Source organism: Agrobacterium sp. DE0009 (assembly GCF_007680755.1).
Taxonomy (GTDB): Bacteria; Pseudomonadota; Alphaproteobacteria; order Rhizobiales; family Rhizobiaceae; genus Agrobacterium; species Agrobacterium tumefaciens_B.
This window is the reverse complement of record NZ_VEIU01000001.1, coordinates 83945-101836: the sequence shown is the minus strand read 5'-3', so window position 1 is coordinate 101836 and position 17892 is coordinate 83945. Positions and strand designations below refer to the sequence as shown.

The following is a 17892-nucleotide window of genomic DNA, read 5'->3' as shown; positions in this document are numbered from 1 at the left end:
GAAACGCCTGCCCGGCAAAACTTCGTTAACCTTAACGAATTATGTTTTCCCTTGAGAAATCGGCCAGTCCGGAGAGAGATTGTGACTGATACGGGGCAAAACAGGGTGTTCGGCAAGAAGCGTGAGCCACACGTGCTCATCCTTGCGCGCGGTGAAAGCGTGCGCCATATGACCATCCGGCCGTGGATGGCGGCGCTTGCCGGCTGCACGATCGGCCTTTTCTCGCTCGGTTATCTCGGCGCCACAAGCTATCTCATCCTGCGTGACGACCTCATCGGCGCGACGATGGCGCGCCAGACGCGCATGCAAAACGACTATGAAGACCGCATCGCAGCACTGAGAGCGCAGGTGGACCGCGTGACATCGCGACAATTGCTCGATCAGCAGGTTGTTGAAAAGAAAGTGGAAAAGCTGCTCGAGCAGCAGGCGGCACTGACCTCGCGCCACGGGCGCATGAGCGAATTGCTCGAGCGCGCCGAAAGTTCCGGCATCGCCGCCGACCCGGCCGCACCGCCCTCCCTCTCGAACGCTCTGGCGCCGGAAAAACGTGCCGATCTTTCCGGTGGCCTTTCCGCAATCGAAAAGCTGATGACGCCTCGCCATCCGGAAAGGCCTGCCGCACCAGACCGGCGCGCCGCTTATCTGCCCGAAAGCGGAGAGACCCCGTCTGATCGGGCCGACCGGGTGTTTTCCAAGGTGACGTTGTCGCTGAAGGATATCGAGCGCCAGCAGATATCGCGCATCGCGCGACTCACGAGCGATGCGGAGGATAAGGCCAACGCGATGCAGGACATCATCCGGCAGACGGGCCTGAAGATCGAAGAGGACGGGGCGACCGACATTGGAGGGCCCTATGCTGAACCTCAACGCGGCGAAACTGACCCGTTCAACCTCTCGCTTACCAACCTCGACAATGCGCTGAACAGGCTCGACATCGTCAAGGAAACCGCAACCACCCTGCCCTTCGGCAACCCGGCTCCTGGCCGATCGATCACCAGCCGGTTCGGCAACCGCATGGATCCGTTTCTCGGCCGGCCAGCGCTACATACCGGTATTGATTTTCGTGCTGAAACGGGAGCGGACGTCAAATCGACGGGCGCGGGCCGGGTGACAGTGGCGGCATATTCAGGCGGTTACGGCAATATGGTCGAGATCGATCACGGCCAGGGTGTTTCAACGCGATTCGGCCATCTCTCGGCTATTGTGGTGAAGGCGGGCCAGAAGGTCGAAGCCGGCGACGTCATTGGCCGGGCTGGCAGCACGGGCCGCTCCACAGGCCCGCATGTGCATTATGAGGTGCGCCGCAACGACACGCCTGTTGACCCGATGCGATTCCTCATCGCCGGAACGGAACTTAAAACCTATCTGAAATAGCGCACCGAAATTAACGCTTCCTTTGCTATTTTAACGATAAATCGGCGAAATATGCGCCACGGGCCAAAAAGCCCCGCCTTCGGCATCACGTTTCCAGCGCTTTTCCCGTTGTTTCCTTGACTTTCCGGCAATTTGGGCCTATCCCCGCGCCAAGTCTATGCAAGTGCCACAGCGCACGCAGGTATTTCATACCGAACCAGAACGGAAAAAGTTCTTCCTTTGACAACATTCTCTGATCTTGGCCTGAGCCAAAAAGTTCTTTCCGCTATTGCAGATGCCGGCTACACGACGCCGACACCCATTCAGGCTGGCGCCATTCCGCCGGCGCTGGAAAAGCGTGATATCTGCGGTATCGCACAGACCGGCACGGGCAAAACCGCGTCCTTCGTCCTGCCGATGCTGACCCTGCTCGAGAAAGGCCGCGCGCGTGCCAGAATGCCGCGCACGCTAATCCTTGAGCCGACCCGCGAACTGGCCGCACAGGTCGCCGAGAATTTCGAGAAGTACGGCAAGAATCACAAGCTGAACGTCGCGCTTCTCATTGGCGGCGTTTCCTTTGAAGACCAGGACCGCAAGCTTGAGCGCGGCGCCGACGTGCTGATCTGCACCCCAGGCCGCCTTCTCGACCATTGCGAGCGCGGCAAGCTCCTGATGACCGGCGTGGAAATCCTCGTGATCGACGAAGCCGACCGTATGCTGGATATGGGCTTCATCCCCGATATCGAGCGTATCGCCAAGATGATCCCCTTCACGCGCCAGACACTCTTCTTCTCGGCCACCATGCCGCCGGAAATCCAGAAGCTGGCCGACCGCTTCCTGCAGAACCCTGTCCGTGTCGAGGTCGCGAAGCCCTCCTCCACCGCCAAGACCGTTGCGCAGCGTATCGTCGCCGCTCACAACAAGGACTATGAGAAGCGCGCCGTGCTGCGCGATCTGGTCCGCGCCGAAGAGGCTGAGCTAAAGAACGCGATCATCTTCTGCAACCGCAAGAAGGACGTCGCCGATCTGTTCCGCTCGCTCGATCGTCACGGTTTCTCCGTTGGCGCGCTGCATGGCGACATGGACCAGCGTTCGCGCACGACGATGCTGCAGAATTTCAAGGACGGCAATCTGAAGCTGCTCGTCGCATCCGACGTTGCCGCCCGCGGCCTCGATATCCCTGACGTCAGCCACGTCTTCAACTTCGATATTCCCATTCACTCGGAAGACTATGTCCACCGCATCGGCCGTACGGGTCGTGCCGGGCGCTCGGGCAAGGCCTTCACCATCGTCACCAAAAGCGACACGAAATATCTGGACGCCATCGAGAAACTGATCGGCGAGAAGATCGAGTGGCTGAACGGTGACCTCTCCACCCTTCCCGCGCCCATGGAAAGCTTCGAAAGCAATTCGGGCCGCCGGGGCAAGGAACGAGGCGGCCGAGGCCGCGAGCGCAACCGCCGCGATGCCGCGCCGGTTGAAAACATCAATCAGGGTGTACAATCCGCTGCGGACACTGACGTCGCGGCTCATGGAGACGACAAGGTGAAAGCAGAACGCAGGCAGGAAAAGACCCCGCGCAATTCCGACCGGAACATTCGCAACCCGCTGCATGCCAATGACGACAACCGTGATCGCCGCCGTCACTATCGCGACCACGACGATGGCCCGACACCGGTTGGTTTCGGTGACGATATCCCTGCTTTCATGCTGATCGTGGCAAACGCCAAGGCCTGACCAATCGATGGACAGCATGACGCCGACCGCCAAGCCAGGCCTTGATTTTCCGGGTGTTGGTGTTGGCCTTGCTATTGTCAGGGACGGCCGCGTGCTGCTTTGCCGGCGCTTGAAGGCGCCGGAAGCCGGATACTGGAGTATTCCGGGCGGCAAGGTCGATCATCTTGAAACCTGCCTCGCCGCAGCCCGCCGAGAAGCCGAAGAGGAAACCGGCCTCACGATCGGCGAGATCGATTTTCTCTGCCACAGCGAATATATCAATGAGGAAGAGCGTCACCATTGGGTGTCGCTGATGTTTGTTGCACGTGATGCGCAGGGCGAGCCTGCCTTGACCGAGCCGGACAAGCTTTCCGCCATTGAATGGTTCGATATGGATGAGCTCCCTGAACCGCTCTCCGCCTTTGCGAGGGACGCTATCGCAACGCTGAAACGCACCGGTGCGACACCGTACAAAGCCACCCTCTGAACGCGGGGCGAAAGCCGGAAATTCCGTTGGATGGTCGGTCTCGGGGAAGGTGGACAGCCATTTCCCAGGACAAATCTCTCCTACGGAAAGCAGGCGAGCAAGAACGGCTTTTTCACAAGGCCGGCCCAACTCAATTTTAAATTGATTGAATTAGCCAAACGTAAAAAGCCGCTTCAGTTTCCCGAAGCGGCTCATACGTGATGAAAAACATAGAATATAAACGCAATATAGTCTGGCAGTGCTTATAACCGGAACACTTCCGAGGCCGTTAAAGCCAATTTCAGTCGTCCCCTGAAACGCCTTCATCTAAACGAATGATCTACTTTCCGTCAAGCTAATCTGCTTGCAAAAGCGAAAAAATTGCGGCCAGATAAACCTTCCGGCAGTGTCAAACTTTACGTATTTGGAATATATATCAGCGGGTTGCCTAAGTGGTTATTAATTATCATATTTATAATCTGCACTTAGCGGGCGCGAAGCCCTTTAATATGTTTTCCAAATTGATACTCTATTCCACGAAGGTATTATTTTTCTAAAACAATATAAGTACTTGCGTTAACCTGATGAAGGGGCCCAACGACGACGTGTACAATGTTGGGCGGGCAAACACATCAAAGGCAATTGAAGGCTTGATTTGCAGGCGAGTAAAACAACTTCAAATTGCCGATCCTATCAGTTGTCGATTTACCTGCTGGAGCCGTACTGAGACACTAAGTAGTCCGGGACGAGACAGTTTTTGATACACCCATAAGCGCACATCTCGTGGCGCTGAAGGGCGGAAGCCGAAAACGAGAAGCGGCGTACGGTCGCGCACCGGTTCCCGCCAGGAACGTTGTCGACAAGGTGCTTCGGGCGAATGTCTGGGATATCGGCGTATTTTTTCTTTGGAAAACCTGCTGTTGCCGATAAACATCAAGCCGGGACAACAGGATTTCGATCACGTCATGCTTTCACTTCGCCTGCTAACGATTATCGCCGGTTTTGCCTTTACGGGCGCAGCGAGCGCGGCATCGATTGGCATCGTCGCCCCGCAGAATGGTCCTTACGAGCTTCTCGGCCAGCAGGTGCGGCAGGGCGCAAAGGCGGCGGCGGCAAAGCTCGGGCTTGATATCGTTGAAATTCACGAAAGCTGCGAAGACGGTAGCGGCGGTGCGATTGCAGATGGTCTGGTCGCCGCCAAAGTCACTGCTGCGATCGGTTTTTTATGCACCGAGACGCTTCAGGGTGTCCTGCCGCCCTTAAAGGCAGCGGGCATACCCGCGATCACCCTTTCCAGCCGGGCACCGATCCTGATGGAAGACGCACTGAAATACGGCTGGCCGCTGTTCCGGCTTGCCCCGTCGGACAGGGCCGAATCCGACCGGATCGCAGAAATCATGCTGCGCGACTGGAAGGGCCATTCGATAGGGCTGGTGGATGATGGCACGATCTACAGCCGCGAACTCGTTGATCGCATCCGCTCGGTATTGGAGGAAAACGGCTTGAAGCCGACGTTCAGCGATACGATGCGGCCCAATCAGGAACAGCAGGTGGCGCTGGTCCGGCGGCTGGCGCGCACCGGCGTCTCCCACGTCTTTATCGGCGCGGAGCGCAACGACGTGGCCATCATCGCAAGGGACGCCGCATCCGAAAACCTCGCCATGACCATCATGGGCGGCGACGCGATGAATGCCGCCAATAACCCCGTCCCCCTGACCGCCAGTGTACTCGCCGTCACACGCCCGGCCTATGACACATTGCCCTCCGCCCTGGCAGTCGCGGCTGAACTGCGCGGCGCAGGCATCGAGCCCGAGGGTTACGTGCTGCCTGCCTATGCCGCGGCCGAACTGAGCGCCCAGCTTGCAGAGGCCGTGCAGGCGCAGTCGAAACCTGCGCCGGAAATCCTGGCTGGCGGCACCGTCTTTAAAACCGTCATCGGCGATCTCGGCTTTACCGCATCGCACGACCTGAAGGACAATCCCTATCGCCTGCAGCGCTGGAACGGTCAGCGCTTCGAACCGGTGGACAGGGCCGAAAAACAATAGACATCGTGCCTGTCGAAAAATTCTATGAAACGCGTCTGAAAACGACGGAGAACCCCGCGGCCGGCCGTTTCAAAGCGGAATACTTGGTGTTAAAGGCAGCTTACGCAACGCGTCGAGAGGAGTTTGCCCCATGTCCCTGCCCATCCGCATAGCCCCGTCCATTCTGGCTGCGAATTTCGCCAAGCTTGGACAGGAAGTCGCCGATGTCACGGAAGCCGGCGCTGACTGGATCCATCTCGACGTCATGGACGGCCATTTCGTGCCGAACATCTCCTTCGGCCCTGATGTCATCAAGGCGCTTCGCCCGCACAGCAACGCCTTTTTCGATTGCCATCTGATGATTGCTCCCGTCGATCCCTATCTCGAGGCCTTCGCCAAGGCCGGGTGCGATAGCATCACCGTGCACGCAGAGGCCGGCCCCCATCTGCACCGCTCGCTCCAGACCATTCGCGGACTTGGCCTCAAGGCCGGTGTGACGCTCAACCCTGCAACGCCGCTTTCCGTCATCGAGAACGTGCTCGATGATGTCGATCTCGTGCTGATCATGAGCGTCAATCCCGGCTTTGGCGGTCAGAAGTTCATTCCCGCCATGCTCGACAAGATTCGCGCGGCAAAGGCGATGATCGGTCAGCGGCCAATCGAGCTGGAGGTGGATGGCGGCGTGACGGCACAGACCGCAGGTGATATCATTGCCGCCGGAGCCAATGCACTGGTCGCCGGTTCGGCGGTCTTCAAGGGCGATGGTGTGGAAGACTATCGCAAAACGGTCGCCCTGCTGCGCTCGGCAGCGGAAGCCGGACGGACCTAACCCACCCGGCTGAATGCGGCACAACAGGGCGTCGGGGGATCGCCATGGAAAGCAGCATGGATTTCCGTGACAAGTCGCTGCTGGCTCTGTTCATCCTGTTCGGCGCGTTTGCTTGGGGCGTCTGTTCAGCTGCATCCGCTGCTGCTGGGCTCTATGTCCGCAACAGGCTGGAAACCGATCACACCGCCGATATCGTCACGCTTTTTTTTGCGGGCGGTTTTTTCGGCTGGATTGTGGCGCTGACAGCGCTCCGCTTTCTCCCTGCCTTAACACCCCGGCCATTGCGTTTTGCGGCGGCCTGTCTCGTCATCCTTTTTTTCACGCTCGCCGCTGCGGCAGCGCTGTTCGCTTTCGAATACCGCGTGTTCTATGCGCAATGGCACGCACCGGCCTTGTCCCGCATCTGGTTCTTCCAGCAGCTCTTCACCTCGCTCGGCGCAGTCTATCAATTCGCAATTCTCGGCCTCGGCCTTTATTTTCCGTTTGCTGTTGTTCCGGTCCTGGCCGCCGGCGCAATCCTCTGCCGGCCTGCGCAACGAGCGGCAAAGCCATGCAGCTTGATAGATTGAGATTAGCGGAACACTTTGCTAAACGGGCAGCAAATTTCCTCCACTAAGAAAGTCATTGCCATGATCCCTCGTTACTCCCGACCGGAAATGGTCGCCATCTGGTCGCCGGAAACAAAGTTCCGCATCTGGTTCGAGATCGAGGCGCATGCCTGTGACGCGCTGGCCGAACTCGGCGTCATTCCGAAGTCGGCAGCCCAGACCATCTGGGAAAAGGGCGGCAGCGCCACCTTCGATGTCGCCCGCATCGACGAGATCGAAGCCGTGACCAAGCACGACGTCATCGCCTTCCTTACCCATCTCGCAGAATTTGTCGGTCCCGACAGCCGTTTCGTCCATCAGGGCATGACCTCGTCGGATGTGCTCGATACCACGCTCAACATCCAGCTCGTGCGCGCCGCCGATCTACTGCTCGCCGACATGGACCGCGTACTCGCCGCGCTGAAGACCCGCGCCTTCGAACACAAGAACACGGTGCGCATCGGCCGCAGCCACGGCATCCATGCCGAGCCGACAACCATGGGCCTGACCTTTGCCCGCTTTTATGCCGAGATGCACCGCAACCGTGAGCGCCTCGTGAATGCCCGCGCGGAAATCGCCACCGGCGCGATCTCCGGCGCCGTCGGCACCTTCGCCAATATCGACCCGCGCGTCGAGGAACATGTCTGCGCAAAGCTCGGCCTTATCCCGGAGCCGGTTTCGACGCAGGTCATCCCGCGTGACCGTCACGCCATGTTCTTCGCGACGCTTGGCGTCATCGCCTCGTCGATCGAAAACGTCGCCATCGAAATCCGCCACATGCAGCGCACCGAGGTTCTGGAAGCGGAAGAGTTCTTCTCTCCCGGCCAGAAGGGCTCGTCGGCGATGCCGCACAAGCGTAACCCGGTTCTCACTGAAAACCTCACGGGCCTTGCCCGCCTGGTGCGCATGTCGGTCGTTCCGGCCATGGAAAACGTTGCCCTCTGGCACGAGCGCGACATCAGCCACTCCTCGGTCGAGCGCGCGATCGGCCCAGACACGACTGTCACTCTGGACTTCGCATTGAACCGTCTGGCCGGCGTCATCGAAAAGCTGGTGATCTACCCGGACAACATGTTGAAGAACATGAACAAGTTCCGCGGTCTCGTCCATTCGCAGCGCGTTCTCCTGGCGCTGACGCAGGCTGGCGTATCGCGCGAAGACGCTTATCGTCTGGTCCAGCGCAACGCCATGAAGGTCTGGGAACAGGGTGCGGACTTCCTTGAGGAACTGCTGGGCGACGAGGAAGTGCGCGCTGCTCTGCCTGAAGCGGTCATCCGGGAAAAATTCGACCTTGGCTACCACACCAAGCATGTCGACACGATCTTCACCCGCGTCTTCGGCAACGCCTGAGACTTGCACCGACCTCGAGACTTGACGTTAATGCCGCCGCGGCCTTGATCGCGGCGGCATCACAACACAGATATGGGCGCATGAAAGTTTCAGAAGCAGATATCCTGATCGTCCCCGGTTACACCAATTCCGGCCCCGACCACTGGCAGAGCCGCTGGGAGCGCAAGCTCTCCACCGCCCGCCGTGTCGAGCAGGCGGAATGGTCGAAACCCGTAAAGGAAGATTGGGTCGCCCGGCTGGTCGAAGAGGTCAGTGCCTCCAGCAAGCCAGTCGTCCTCGTCGCCCATTCGCTCGGCGTTCCGACCGTGATCCATGCCCTGCCCGAAATCGGTAAGAAAGTATCGGGCGCGCTTCTCGTTGCGCCGCCTGATGTCGCCAATCCGGACATCCGGCCGAAGCACCTGATGACCTTCGGGCCTTACCCGCGCGATCCGCTGCCCTTTCCGACGATCACCATCGCCAGCCGCAACGATCCCTTCGGCTCCTACGAACACGCCGATGACATCGCAGCCGCCTGGGGCTCATTGCTCATCGATGCCGGCATGTCGGGCCATATCAATGCCGAATCCGGCCATGGGCCATGGCCGGAAGGCGGCATGGTCTTCGCCCAGTTCCTGAGCCGCCTGAAGGCGGTTGAGCCCTGAGGACAGAGGCAGGTTACCATCGGCCCTGCCCGCGCCTATTTGATGAAGCCGAAGCGGCCTCCGACGCTGATACAAGAATTGAAGGGAAATATGCCAGCCGCATTGTAGAATGCATGCTTTTCCTTTATGGGACCGCTTCAAAGACAAAACGCAACGCCACCAGAATCGGCGTCAACCAAGAGACCTGCTATCATGAACCGTCGCCGCCGTATTTACGAAGGCAAGGCCAAGATCCTTTATGAGGGTCCGGAGCCAGGCACGCTTATCCAGTTCTTCAAGGACGATGCGACCGCCTTCAACAAGAAGAAGCACGAAGTCATCGACGGCAAGGGCGTGCTGAACAATCGCATTTCCGAATATGTGTTCACGCATCTGAACAAGATTGGCATTCCCACCCACTTCATCCGCCGCCTCAACATGCGCGAGCAGTTGATCAAGGAAGTGGAGATGATCCCGCTTGAAGTCGTCGTGCGCAATGTCGCAGCCGGCTCGCTCTCCAAGCGCCTCGGCATCGAGGAAGGCGTGGTGCTGCCGCGCTCGATCATCGAGTTCTATTACAAGTCGGATGAGCTCGAAGACCCGATGGTCTCAGAAGAGCACATCACGGCGTTCGGCTGGGCCAACCCCGCCGAGCTTGACGACATCATGGCGCTTGCCATCCGCGTCAACGACTTCCTATCCGGCCTTTTCCTCGGCGTCGGCATCCAGCTCGTCGATTTCAAGATCGAGTGCGGGCGGCTGTTCGAAGGCGATATGATGCGCATCATCCTCGCCGATGAGATTTCGCCCGACAGCTGCCGTCTCTGGGACATCGAGACCCAGAAAAAGATGGACAAGGACCTCTTCCGTCGCGACATGGGCGGGCTTGTGGAAGCCTATTCCGAAGTGGCGCGCCGTCTCGGCATCATCAATGAAAACGAACCGATCCGCGGCACCGGCCCTGTTCTGGTGAAGTAATATCGGCTCGTGAAATAATATTGGTCTCGTAGGGTAAATCAGGAGAAGATCAGGTGATCAAGGCACGGGTGACTGTTACGCTGAAGAACGGCGTTCTCGATCCGCAGGGCAAGGCAATCGAAGGCGCGCTCGGCAGCCTCGGTTTTGATGGCGTCGGCCACGTCCGTCAGGGCAAGGTCTTCGATCTGGAACTGGAAGGCGCCGACAAGGCCAAGGCCGAAACCGACCTGAAGGCAATGTGCGAAAAGCTGCTGGCCAATACGGTCATCGAAAACTACGCCATCAGCATTCTCTAAGCTCCAGGAGCCGCCGTCCATGAAATCCGCTGTCGTCCAACTTCCCGGCCTCAACCGCGACCGCGACATGATCGCGGCTCTCACGAAAATCTCCGGTCAGGCGCCTGTCACCATCTGGCAGACGGAAACGGACATTCCCGATGTCGACCTGATCGTCATTCCCGGCGGCTTCTCTTACGGCGATTATCTGCGCTGCGGCGCGATCGCCGCCCGCATGCCGGTCATGCAGGCCATCCGCGAAAAGGCCGAAAAAGGCGTCAAGGTTCTCGGCGTCTGCAACGGCTTCCAGATTCTGGTCGAAGCCGGCATGCTGCCAGGTGCTTTGATGCGGAATGCCTCGCTGAAATTCGTCTGCCGTGAAGTGAAGCTCGAAGTCACCAATAACGACACCGAATTCACCCGCGCCTATGACAAGGGCCAGATTCTGCGCTGCCCCGTCGCCCATCATGACGGCAACTATTTCCTCGATACGGATGAGTTGAAGTCGGTTGAAGGCAACGGCCAGGTCGTGTTCCGTTATGCAGAGGGCACCAACCCCAACGGCTCGCTGAACGACATTGCCGGCGTCATCAACACCAAAGGCAACGTTCTTGGCATGATGCCACACCCGGAAAACCTGATCGAAGCTGCGCACGGCGGCAATGACGGCCGCGGCCTCTTTGCTTCGGCGCTTGGCGTCATCGCAGCCTGACAGACGGGCGGGCCTCAAGCCCGCCTTTTTTGATGCCGGCTGACGGCGTCGTTTTGGCCCTCTCTTCTGGATAACCTGATGTCTTATGCTCTTCGATCGAATGCCCTCAAGGCGACCGGACTGTTTCTGGCCGCAGCGACCCTGGCCGCCTGTCAGCCGAAACCACAGCCGACAAGCTCGGTCTCGCGCGCGGCCCTCCCCACCATGGAGCGGATCGCGCTCGGCGCCAATGCCTGCTGGTTCAAGTCGGGTGACCCCGCCTTCAAGGCCTATCGTCTGGCGCCTGAACTCAACTCCTTCTCCGGCCGTCCGCGCATTCTGCTCGTGCCGCGCAACAGCCCGGAATCGCGCCCCATGCTTGTGGTGCAGGCCGAGGGCAACCCGGCAAAGCTCGACGCCTTCGGTCCCGTCATGAACGAACCCATGTCCGGCCGCATCGCAACCGACGTCAAGCGCTGGGCGAACGGCGGCAAGGGCTGCTGATTTCGCATACGCCTACATCAAAGACGTCATCCTCGGTCTTGTTACACGGCTGTCCTGGGAAGGACGGGAAGCGGCTGCGGCCCTTGCCGTGTACCGTGATAGCCCATAAAAAAACCCGCCAACGCCGGTTGGGATTGGCGTGGCGGGCTGCCGAATGGCTGATGGCGCCGGGGAAAGAAGGCGCCGCACTCCGACAAAAATCAAAACGATCGTGTTGGCCAGGAAAGAAGCTTGGACTTTGCGGCCTCGCGAGACGCCTCCTCGCGTGAAATGCCGATATCTTCCAGAAGATCGTCAGACAATTCTCGCAATGCGAGCCGTCCCCGCCGTTTCTGTTGCCAGTTCAACATGCCCGCAATCATGCGACCAATGAGCGTGCGGGCGATCTTGGCCGGATACGGCGCCGGTGCGACCATGTCGCCGGCATCGCGAAACACGCGTTCCCGTTCGTAGCCATCAGGATAAAGCGTATCCGCTGTCGAAAGGTATTGATCCATCTTGCGCATATTGCACCTATTGTCTCCGTTCGTTGACCTTCAATCAATGCAGACAATAAATACAATTGACTTTGACGCAGATACAATGCATAAATTGTCACCATGACAAATTGGCTTCCCGATATCACCGAGGGCGACGGCCCGATTTATCTGCGCCTTGCCGACAGCATCGAAGGCGCGATTTCCGATGGTACGCTGCAGGCTGGCGCGAAATTGCCACCCCAGCGCAACCTCGCCTACGATCTTGGGGTGACAATCGGCACAATCAGCCGCGCTTATGCGCTGATACACGAACGCGGCCTCGTCAGCGGCGAAGTCGGTCGCGGAACCTATGTCAACGAACGCAAGACGCCGGCACCCTCGTCTTCAATGGAGCAGGTCGCCTCCGCCTTCGGCAGCACCCGTCATGCCATCGAGGCCACCGGCGAATATCGCCTGAACACGACGGCCGCGCCGGATGTCGGCCAGAGCGTGGTGATCGCCCGTCATGTTGAGGCACTGACGCGCGAACATGGTTATGACATCACCAATTACGCCCGCTCCTTCCCGGATAACTGGTGTAAGGCCGGCGCTCGCTGGCTTTCACAAAACGGATGGACGCCGAAGCCGGAAAACATCGTCTCGACGCTGGGCGCCCACGCGGCGGTCATGAGTGTGGTGACGGCCATGACCGCCCCGGGCGACCGCATCGTCTTCGAACAGGTCACCTATTCCCATATCAGCCGCAGCGCCGCCCTTGCCGGAAGGCGGATGACATTGGTCGATGCGGATGAGAACGGCATCATCCCCGAGGATTTTGAACGGGTCTGCGCGCAGCAGCATCCCAAGATGATCTTCCTGATGTCTGCGGGTCAGAACCCGACCTGCGCCACCCTGCCGGAAGACCGCCGCCGCGCAATTGCCGACATCGCCCGTCGATACGGCGTCTGGATCGTCGAGGACAATCTCTACGGTGCAATGACGCGCGAGGCGATCCCCCTGATCGCTGAGTTCGCACCCGACATCACCTTCGTGGTCGGCGGCCTGTCGAAATCCGTCGCCGCCGGCGTGCGTGGCGGCTGGGTCGCCTGCCCGGCGCAATATTCGTCGCGCATCCGCATCTCCCACTCGATGCTGACGGGCGGCCTGCCCTTCATGCTGGCGGAACTGAATGCACGCCTCGTCAATAGCGGCGACGCCCATGATATTCGCAAGGACTGTCTCGCCGAGATCAACCAGCGGGAAGCGATTGCCTGCGAGGCTTTTGCCGGGCTGGAGTTCAACTCGCTGCCGGATATCGCCTTTCTGTGGCTGAGACTGCCCGAACCCTGGCTTTCCGGTACCTTCCGCAATGCGGCGATGAAAGAAGGGGTGCTGATCGACGACGAGGATGAGTTCAAGGCCGGCCGAACGGACAAGGTTTTCCACCGCGTGCGCGTCAGCCTGTCCGGCCCCTCGAACCAGCAAGAGTTGACCCGTGCCCTTGGCATCCTGCGGCACCTGCTCGACAACGGCTCCGCCGGTTATGAGAGCGTTGCGTGACCCGGCCCGTCGCTGGCAAAAGACCGGACACGGCCGTGGAATAACGGCAAAAACCCATCTTTAGCCAGCAAACAGGCGCATTTTCCTGTCGCACCATTGAGCCTCTTGCGCTAAAGAACCGGAAACTTTCCTCGGCTCGAACCGCGTGAGACCTATGTCTATCTCAAACTCCATCAAGATCACCCCGGAACTCGTTGCATCCCACGGGCTGAAGCCCGACGAATACCAGCGTATCCTCGACCTGATCGGACGGGAGCCCAGCTTCACCGAGCTTGGCATCTTCTCGGCCATGTGGAACGAGCACTGCTCTTACAAGTCGTCCAAGAAGTGGCTGAAGACCCTGCCCACCAAGGGCCCGCGGGTCATTCAGGGCCCCGGCGAAAACGCCGGCGTTGTCGATATCGACGATGGTGACTGCGTTGTCTTCAAGATGGAGAGCCACAATCACCCGTCCTATATCGAGCCCTATCAGGGTGCGGCGACCGGCGTCGGCGGCATTCTGCGCGACGTCTTCACCATGGGTGCACGCCCGATTGCCGCCATGAACGCGCTGCGTTTCGGCGCGCCCGACCATCCGAAGACCCGCCACCTCGTGGCTGGCGTCGTTGCCGGTGTTGGCGGCTACGGCAACTCCTTCGGCGTGCCGACGGTCGGCGGCGAGGTAGAATTCGATCCGCGTTATAACGGCAATATCCTCGTCAACGCCTTCGCCGCCGGTCTTGCCAAGTCAGACGCGATCTTCCTCTCGGAAGCCAAGGGTGTGGGCCTGCCAGTGGTCTATCTTGGTGCAAAGACCGGCCGCGACGGCGTCGGCGGCGCGACCATGGCGTCGGCCGAATTTGACGAATCGATCGAAGAGAAGCGCCCGACCGTTCAGGTCGGCGACCCCTTCACCGAAAAGTGCCTGCTGGAAGCCTGCCTTGAGCTGATGAAGACCGGTGCGGTCATCGCCATTCAGGACATGGGTGCCGCCGGCCTCACCTGCTCGGCCGTGGAAATGGGCGCAAAAGGCGATCTCGGTATCGAAATTGACCTCAATGCCGTGCCAGTTCGTGAAGAGCGCATGACAGCTTACGAAATGATGCTGTCCGAAAGCCAGGAGCGCATGCTCATGGTTCTCGAGCCCTCCAAGGAAGAAGTCGCCAAGGCGATCTTCGTGAAATGGGGTCTGGACTTCGCCATCGTCGGCAAGACCACCGACGACCTGCGTTTCCGCGTCATTCACAATGGCGAGGAAGTCGCTAACCTGCCGATCAAGGAACTGGGCGATCAGGCTCCCGAATATGACCGACCGTGGACACCGGCGAAGGTGCCCGCCCCACTTGCGGAAAACGACGTCCCCGCTGCCGATATCGCCGACGCGCTGGTATCGCTCGTCGGTTCGGCCAACAATTCCTCGCGCCGCTGGGTCTACGAGCAGTATGACACGCTGATCCAGGGCAACTCCTTGCAGCTGCCGGGCGGCGACGCCGGTGTGGTCCGCGTCGAAGGCCATGACAAGAAGGCGCTCGCCTTCTCCTCCGACGTCACCCCGCGTTATGTCGAGGCTGATCCCTTCGAGGGCGGCAAGCAGGCCGTCGCCGAATGCTGGCGCAACATTACCGCAACCGGCGCCCTGCCGCTCGCGGCCACCGACAACCTCAATTTCGGCAATCCGGAAAAGCCTGAAATCATGAGCCAGCTGGTCCATGCCATCAAGGGCATCGGCGAAGCCTGCCGCGTGCTGGAATTCCCGATCGTTTCCGGCAACGTCTCGCTCTATAACGAGACCAATGGCCAGGCGATCCTGCCCACCCCCACCATCGGCGGCGTTGGCCTCCTGAAGGATTGGGGCCGTATGGCGCGCATCCGGTTTGCCGCCGCTGACGAAGCAGTGCTGCTTGTTGGTGCGCCTGCCGGCCTCGGCACCCACATCGCGCAGTCGGTGTACATGCGTGACATTCACGGCCGTACCGATGGCCCGGCGCCGCATGTCGATCTCGACGCCGAAAAGAAGAACGGCGATTTCGTGCGTGGCGTCATCACCGATGGCCTCGCCACCGCCGTTCACGATTGCTCGTCCGGTGGCCTCGCCCTCGCCGTTGCAGAGATGGCGATTGCCTCCGGCATCGGCGCGACTATCGATGCGGTCGAAGGCCACAACCCGGTCCTCACCTTCTATGGCGAAGACCAGGGCCGTTACGTCCTCACCGTCAAGAAAACTGATCTCGACAAGGTGCAGGCGGCCGCCAAGGCGGCAGGCGTTTCCTGCGCCAACATCGGCGTTACCGGCGGCTCCGCTGTAAAGCTGGGCACGGCGCGCGCCGTCGAGATTAAAGAATTGCACTCGGCCTATGAATCGTGGTTCCCTCAGTTCATGGACGGCGAAACTCTAGTCGCCGCAGAATGAATTAAGGAGAAACACCATGCCCATGAAACCCGGCGACATTGAAGACATGATTAAGGCGGGAATTCCCGGGGCAAAGGTCACGATCCGCGATCTGGCCGGTGATGGCGATCATTACGCGGCGGAAGTCGTGGCAGATGCATTCAAGGGCAAGACCCGCGTGCAACAGCACCAGATGGTCTATGACGCGCTGAAGGGCAATATGGGCGGCGTTCTGCACGCCCTCGCCCTGCAGACCTCGGCGCCGGAATGACGATGCTGTCATTCGCGGTTTTCTGTCCGATCGGCTCATAGACCTGAGGATTAAAAAGGCCCGCGTGACGCTCTCACGCGGGCCTTTTTCTGTCAGATGTCATCGTTACTTTTAGACGCTCTGCTTTTTCTGCGAGTTGCAGTCGCTGCCTCAATGGTAGTTGCATGGGCCAGCCTCTTACAACAGTCATTTCGGCCCGGAGCCGCAATTCAGCCGACGCGCGTCTGCGCGACGGGGAAACTTGTTTCCGCCAAGGGGACTTCGCACGACGGAGAGAGCAAGGGGGAACTCGAACACCGCGCTCCGCTTTCGAAAAGACCGAAACACTCTAAAGAACAGGCGGCGTCTGAGAGTCGAGGTCGGCAAAGGATGCGGCAGGCAGGGGGCCCGCCGTCAGCAGGGTAAAGTCGTAACCCGACTTTCGGTCCGGCCCCAGCACATATTGCCGATGCATGCGCAGGAAATTGCGCTTGTTCTTTTTGTACCGCTCCGGCGAAAGCGAATGCTTGAAACGGATCGGCACGATCTTCGGCTGCGGTGCGTCGCGGTGCCCCGTCAGCGCCACCGTGTTACAGCGATAAAGATGGATCGGATCGGTCAGACACTGGATATCAAACCATGTCACCTCAGGGTGACGCGCAATTGCGCCCACGCTCTCCCTTAGCCGCGTGGCGCTGGACAGGAACGCGCATTGCAAAGCCGCGCCACCCAGCGTCGCGAATGACAGCTTGCGGCCATCGAGCGCATCGGGCTTCAGTTCCAGCGCGCGGCCGATGACGGCGAGCGCCAGACTGGCCCCCATGCTGTGCGATACGACCAGAACCTCATCCGTTGGCTGCTCGAGCGCCTTCAAGACAAGCACCGCCCTCGCCTCGATCCAGTTTCGCGCAATCGGTTCATCGCGGCCGACCGCGAGCGCAAAGCGCCAGTCCGCGTAAAGATGCAGGGTGTGAAACCGCTCCGCAAATGGCAGAAAGGCTTTGACGAAAAACAGGGCAGCCGCTGGAATGCTGATTATAAAGAGCCAGAACGGCAAATCGAAAAGCCAGGGGGAAAGTGCAATGCTCACCGCAAGCGCGGCACCTGTCAGCATCAGCAGAAACGGGAAGATGAAGAACAGGCCAAACCGCCAGGCGTGGCGCAGATAGCGGCCGGCGCCGCCCTCGGCGATGATGCCTGCGCCGGCTTTGAAACCGAGCCAGATCTGCCGCCAGACGGGCGCAGCCCGCAGCTCGGATATGACGTCGTTATGGTCATAGACGAAAATATCGGACTGCGTCTGCCAGTCACCTGCCGCAGCCCCCACGGTGAACGCCTGCCCCGCAGGCCTGCTTTCAACCGGCCCCACGGTATAATTGACATCCCACGTCTTGCCGGCAAGCGTCGCAGCCCTTTGATACCTCAAATGGTGGGCCGCCGCATCGAGTGGATCGAAACCGGGGAAATAAAGTACGAGGCGTGACTTGACGCGCGGCATGCATAAACCTTCAGGCTCGAGACACCCGAAAGGATCGCTTGATACAGTGGGCGATGCACGTATAGTAAAAAACGCGACGGAAATATGGTTTATTTAATGGCGAGGGAAATTTGTCTGGCATCGTCGATCAATTGCTCAACGGCGTCGTAAAAGGCGCTCTCGCCGAAGTGCTGACCAAGACCGGCATTCGCAAGACGCGCCGCGCGCGCCGGACGAAAAGCACCGGCTCGGCGGCCGGCGGTATCCTCGGTTCCGTACTGGAAGCCGCGATCAAGGCCGCGGTTAAACCGAAGCCAGCCCGCAAACAGGTGAGCAAAAGGCGCACCGCAGCGGCCCGAAGCCGGCAGCGGTACAAATAAAAG

Annotated in this window: 18 protein-coding genes; 16 read left to right on the top strand and 2 right to left on the bottom strand. The window is 59.7% G+C overall.

The window, feature by feature from the left end; all coding sequences use genetic code 11:
• The first annotated feature begins 81 nt into the window (after positions 1-81).
• The 12 genes from FS804_RS00560 (at position 82) to FS804_RS00505 (ending at position 11396) form a co-directional block, all read left to right on the top strand.
• A complete protein-coding gene (locus FS804_RS00560) occupies positions 82-1374 on the top strand; it encodes a M23 family metallopeptidase (protein ID WP_144573969.1) in 1293 nt (430 codons plus the stop codon).
• A 219-nt stretch (positions 1375-1593) separates the two neighbouring features.
• Positions 1594-3090, top strand: coding sequence for a DEAD/DEAH box helicase (locus tag FS804_RS00555; RefSeq protein ID WP_144573968.1), 1497 nt, complete (start codon positions 1594-1596; stop codon positions 3088-3090).
• 7 nt (positions 3091-3097) lie between these two features.
• Positions 3098-3556, top strand: a complete 459-nt coding sequence (locus tag FS804_RS00550; RefSeq protein ID WP_144573967.1) for an NUDIX domain-containing protein — start codon at positions 3098-3100, stop codon at positions 3554-3556.
• Positions 3557-4452: 896 nt separating this feature from the next.
• The gene (locus FS804_RS00545; RefSeq protein WP_186376720.1) at positions 4453-5580 is read left to right on the top strand and encodes a branched-chain amino acid ABC transporter substrate-binding protein; all 1128 of its coding nucleotides are present in this window, start codon (positions 4453-4455) and stop codon (positions 5578-5580) included.
• A 130-nt stretch (positions 5581-5710) separates the two neighbouring features.
• A complete protein-coding gene (rpe, locus tag FS804_RS00540; RefSeq protein ID WP_063948726.1) occupies positions 5711-6388 on the top strand; it encodes a ribulose-phosphate 3-epimerase in 678 nt (225 codons plus the stop codon).
• A gap of 44 nt (positions 6389-6432) precedes the next feature.
• Positions 6433-6957, top strand: coding sequence for a hypothetical protein (locus tag FS804_RS00535; RefSeq protein WP_144573966.1), 525 nt, complete (start codon positions 6433-6435; stop codon positions 6955-6957).
• Positions 6958-7017: 60 nt separating this feature from the next.
• The gene (gene purB, locus FS804_RS00530; protein WP_144573965.1) at positions 7018-8325 is read left to right on the top strand and encodes an adenylosuccinate lyase; all 1308 of its coding nucleotides are present in this window, start codon (positions 7018-7020) and stop codon (positions 8323-8325) included.
• Between the two features lie 80 nt (positions 8326-8405).
• Positions 8406-8969 (top strand): alpha/beta hydrolase, encoded by a 564-nt coding sequence (locus FS804_RS00525; RefSeq protein WP_144573964.1) that lies wholly within the window; start codon positions 8406-8408, stop codon positions 8967-8969.
• Positions 8970-9161: 192 nt separating this feature from the next.
• Positions 9162-9926 carry a phosphoribosylaminoimidazolesuccinocarboxamide synthase gene (gene purC, locus FS804_RS00520; RefSeq protein WP_063948719.1) on the top strand — a complete coding sequence of 255 codons (765 nt, stop codon included), beginning with the start codon at positions 9162-9164 and terminating at the stop codon, positions 9924-9926.
• A 53-nt stretch (positions 9927-9979) separates the two neighbouring features.
• Positions 9980-10222, top strand: coding sequence for a phosphoribosylformylglycinamidine synthase subunit PurS (gene purS, locus FS804_RS00515; protein ID WP_006314096.1), 243 nt, complete (start codon positions 9980-9982; stop codon positions 10220-10222).
• Positions 10223-10241: 19 nt separating this feature from the next.
• A complete protein-coding gene (gene purQ, locus FS804_RS00510; protein WP_144573963.1) occupies positions 10242-10913 on the top strand; it encodes a phosphoribosylformylglycinamidine synthase subunit PurQ in 672 nt (223 codons plus the stop codon).
• A 78-nt stretch (positions 10914-10991) separates the two neighbouring features.
• Entirely contained in the window at positions 10992-11396 is a 405-nt protein-coding gene (locus FS804_RS00505; protein WP_144573962.1) for a hypothetical protein, read from the top strand.
• 200 nt (positions 11397-11596) lie between these two features.
• Here the strand turns inward: FS804_RS00505 and FS804_RS00500 are convergent, their stop codons facing one another.
• Positions 11597-11902, bottom strand: a complete 306-nt coding sequence (locus tag FS804_RS00500; protein WP_144573961.1) for a DUF1127 domain-containing protein — start codon at positions 11900-11902, stop codon at positions 11597-11599.
• A 93-nt stretch (positions 11903-11995) separates the two neighbouring features.
• On the opposite strand from FS804_RS00500, the gene FS804_RS00495 reads away from it, so the two are divergent.
• The 3 genes from FS804_RS00495 (at position 11996) to FS804_RS00485 (ending at position 16053) form a co-directional block, all read left to right on the top strand.
• A complete protein-coding gene (locus FS804_RS00495; RefSeq protein WP_144573960.1) occupies positions 11996-13414 on the top strand; it encodes a PLP-dependent aminotransferase family protein in 1419 nt (472 codons plus the stop codon).
• A 154-nt stretch (positions 13415-13568) separates the two neighbouring features.
• On the top strand, positions 13569-15803 hold the full coding sequence (gene purL / locus FS804_RS00490; protein WP_144573959.1) for a phosphoribosylformylglycinamidine synthase subunit PurL: 2235 nt from the start codon (positions 13569-13571) through the stop codon (positions 15801-15803).
• Between the two features lie 16 nt (positions 15804-15819).
• Entirely contained in the window at positions 15820-16053 is a 234-nt protein-coding gene (locus FS804_RS00485) for a BolA family protein (protein ID WP_003516012.1), read from the top strand.
• A gap of 328 nt (positions 16054-16381) precedes the next feature.
• Here the strand turns inward: FS804_RS00485 and FS804_RS00480 are convergent, their stop codons facing one another.
• Complete coding sequence (locus FS804_RS00480) at positions 16382-17530, bottom strand: hypothetical protein (protein ID WP_144573958.1); 1149 nt, start codon at positions 17528-17530, stop codon at positions 16382-16384.
• Positions 17531-17640: 110 nt separating this feature from the next.
• Here FS804_RS00480 and FS804_RS00475 point away from each other — a divergent pair, with 110 nt between their 5' ends.
• A complete protein-coding gene (locus FS804_RS00475) occupies positions 17641-17889 on the top strand; it encodes a hypothetical protein (RefSeq protein WP_063948705.1) in 249 nt (82 codons plus the stop codon).
• Positions 17890-17892 lie beyond the last annotated feature (3 nt).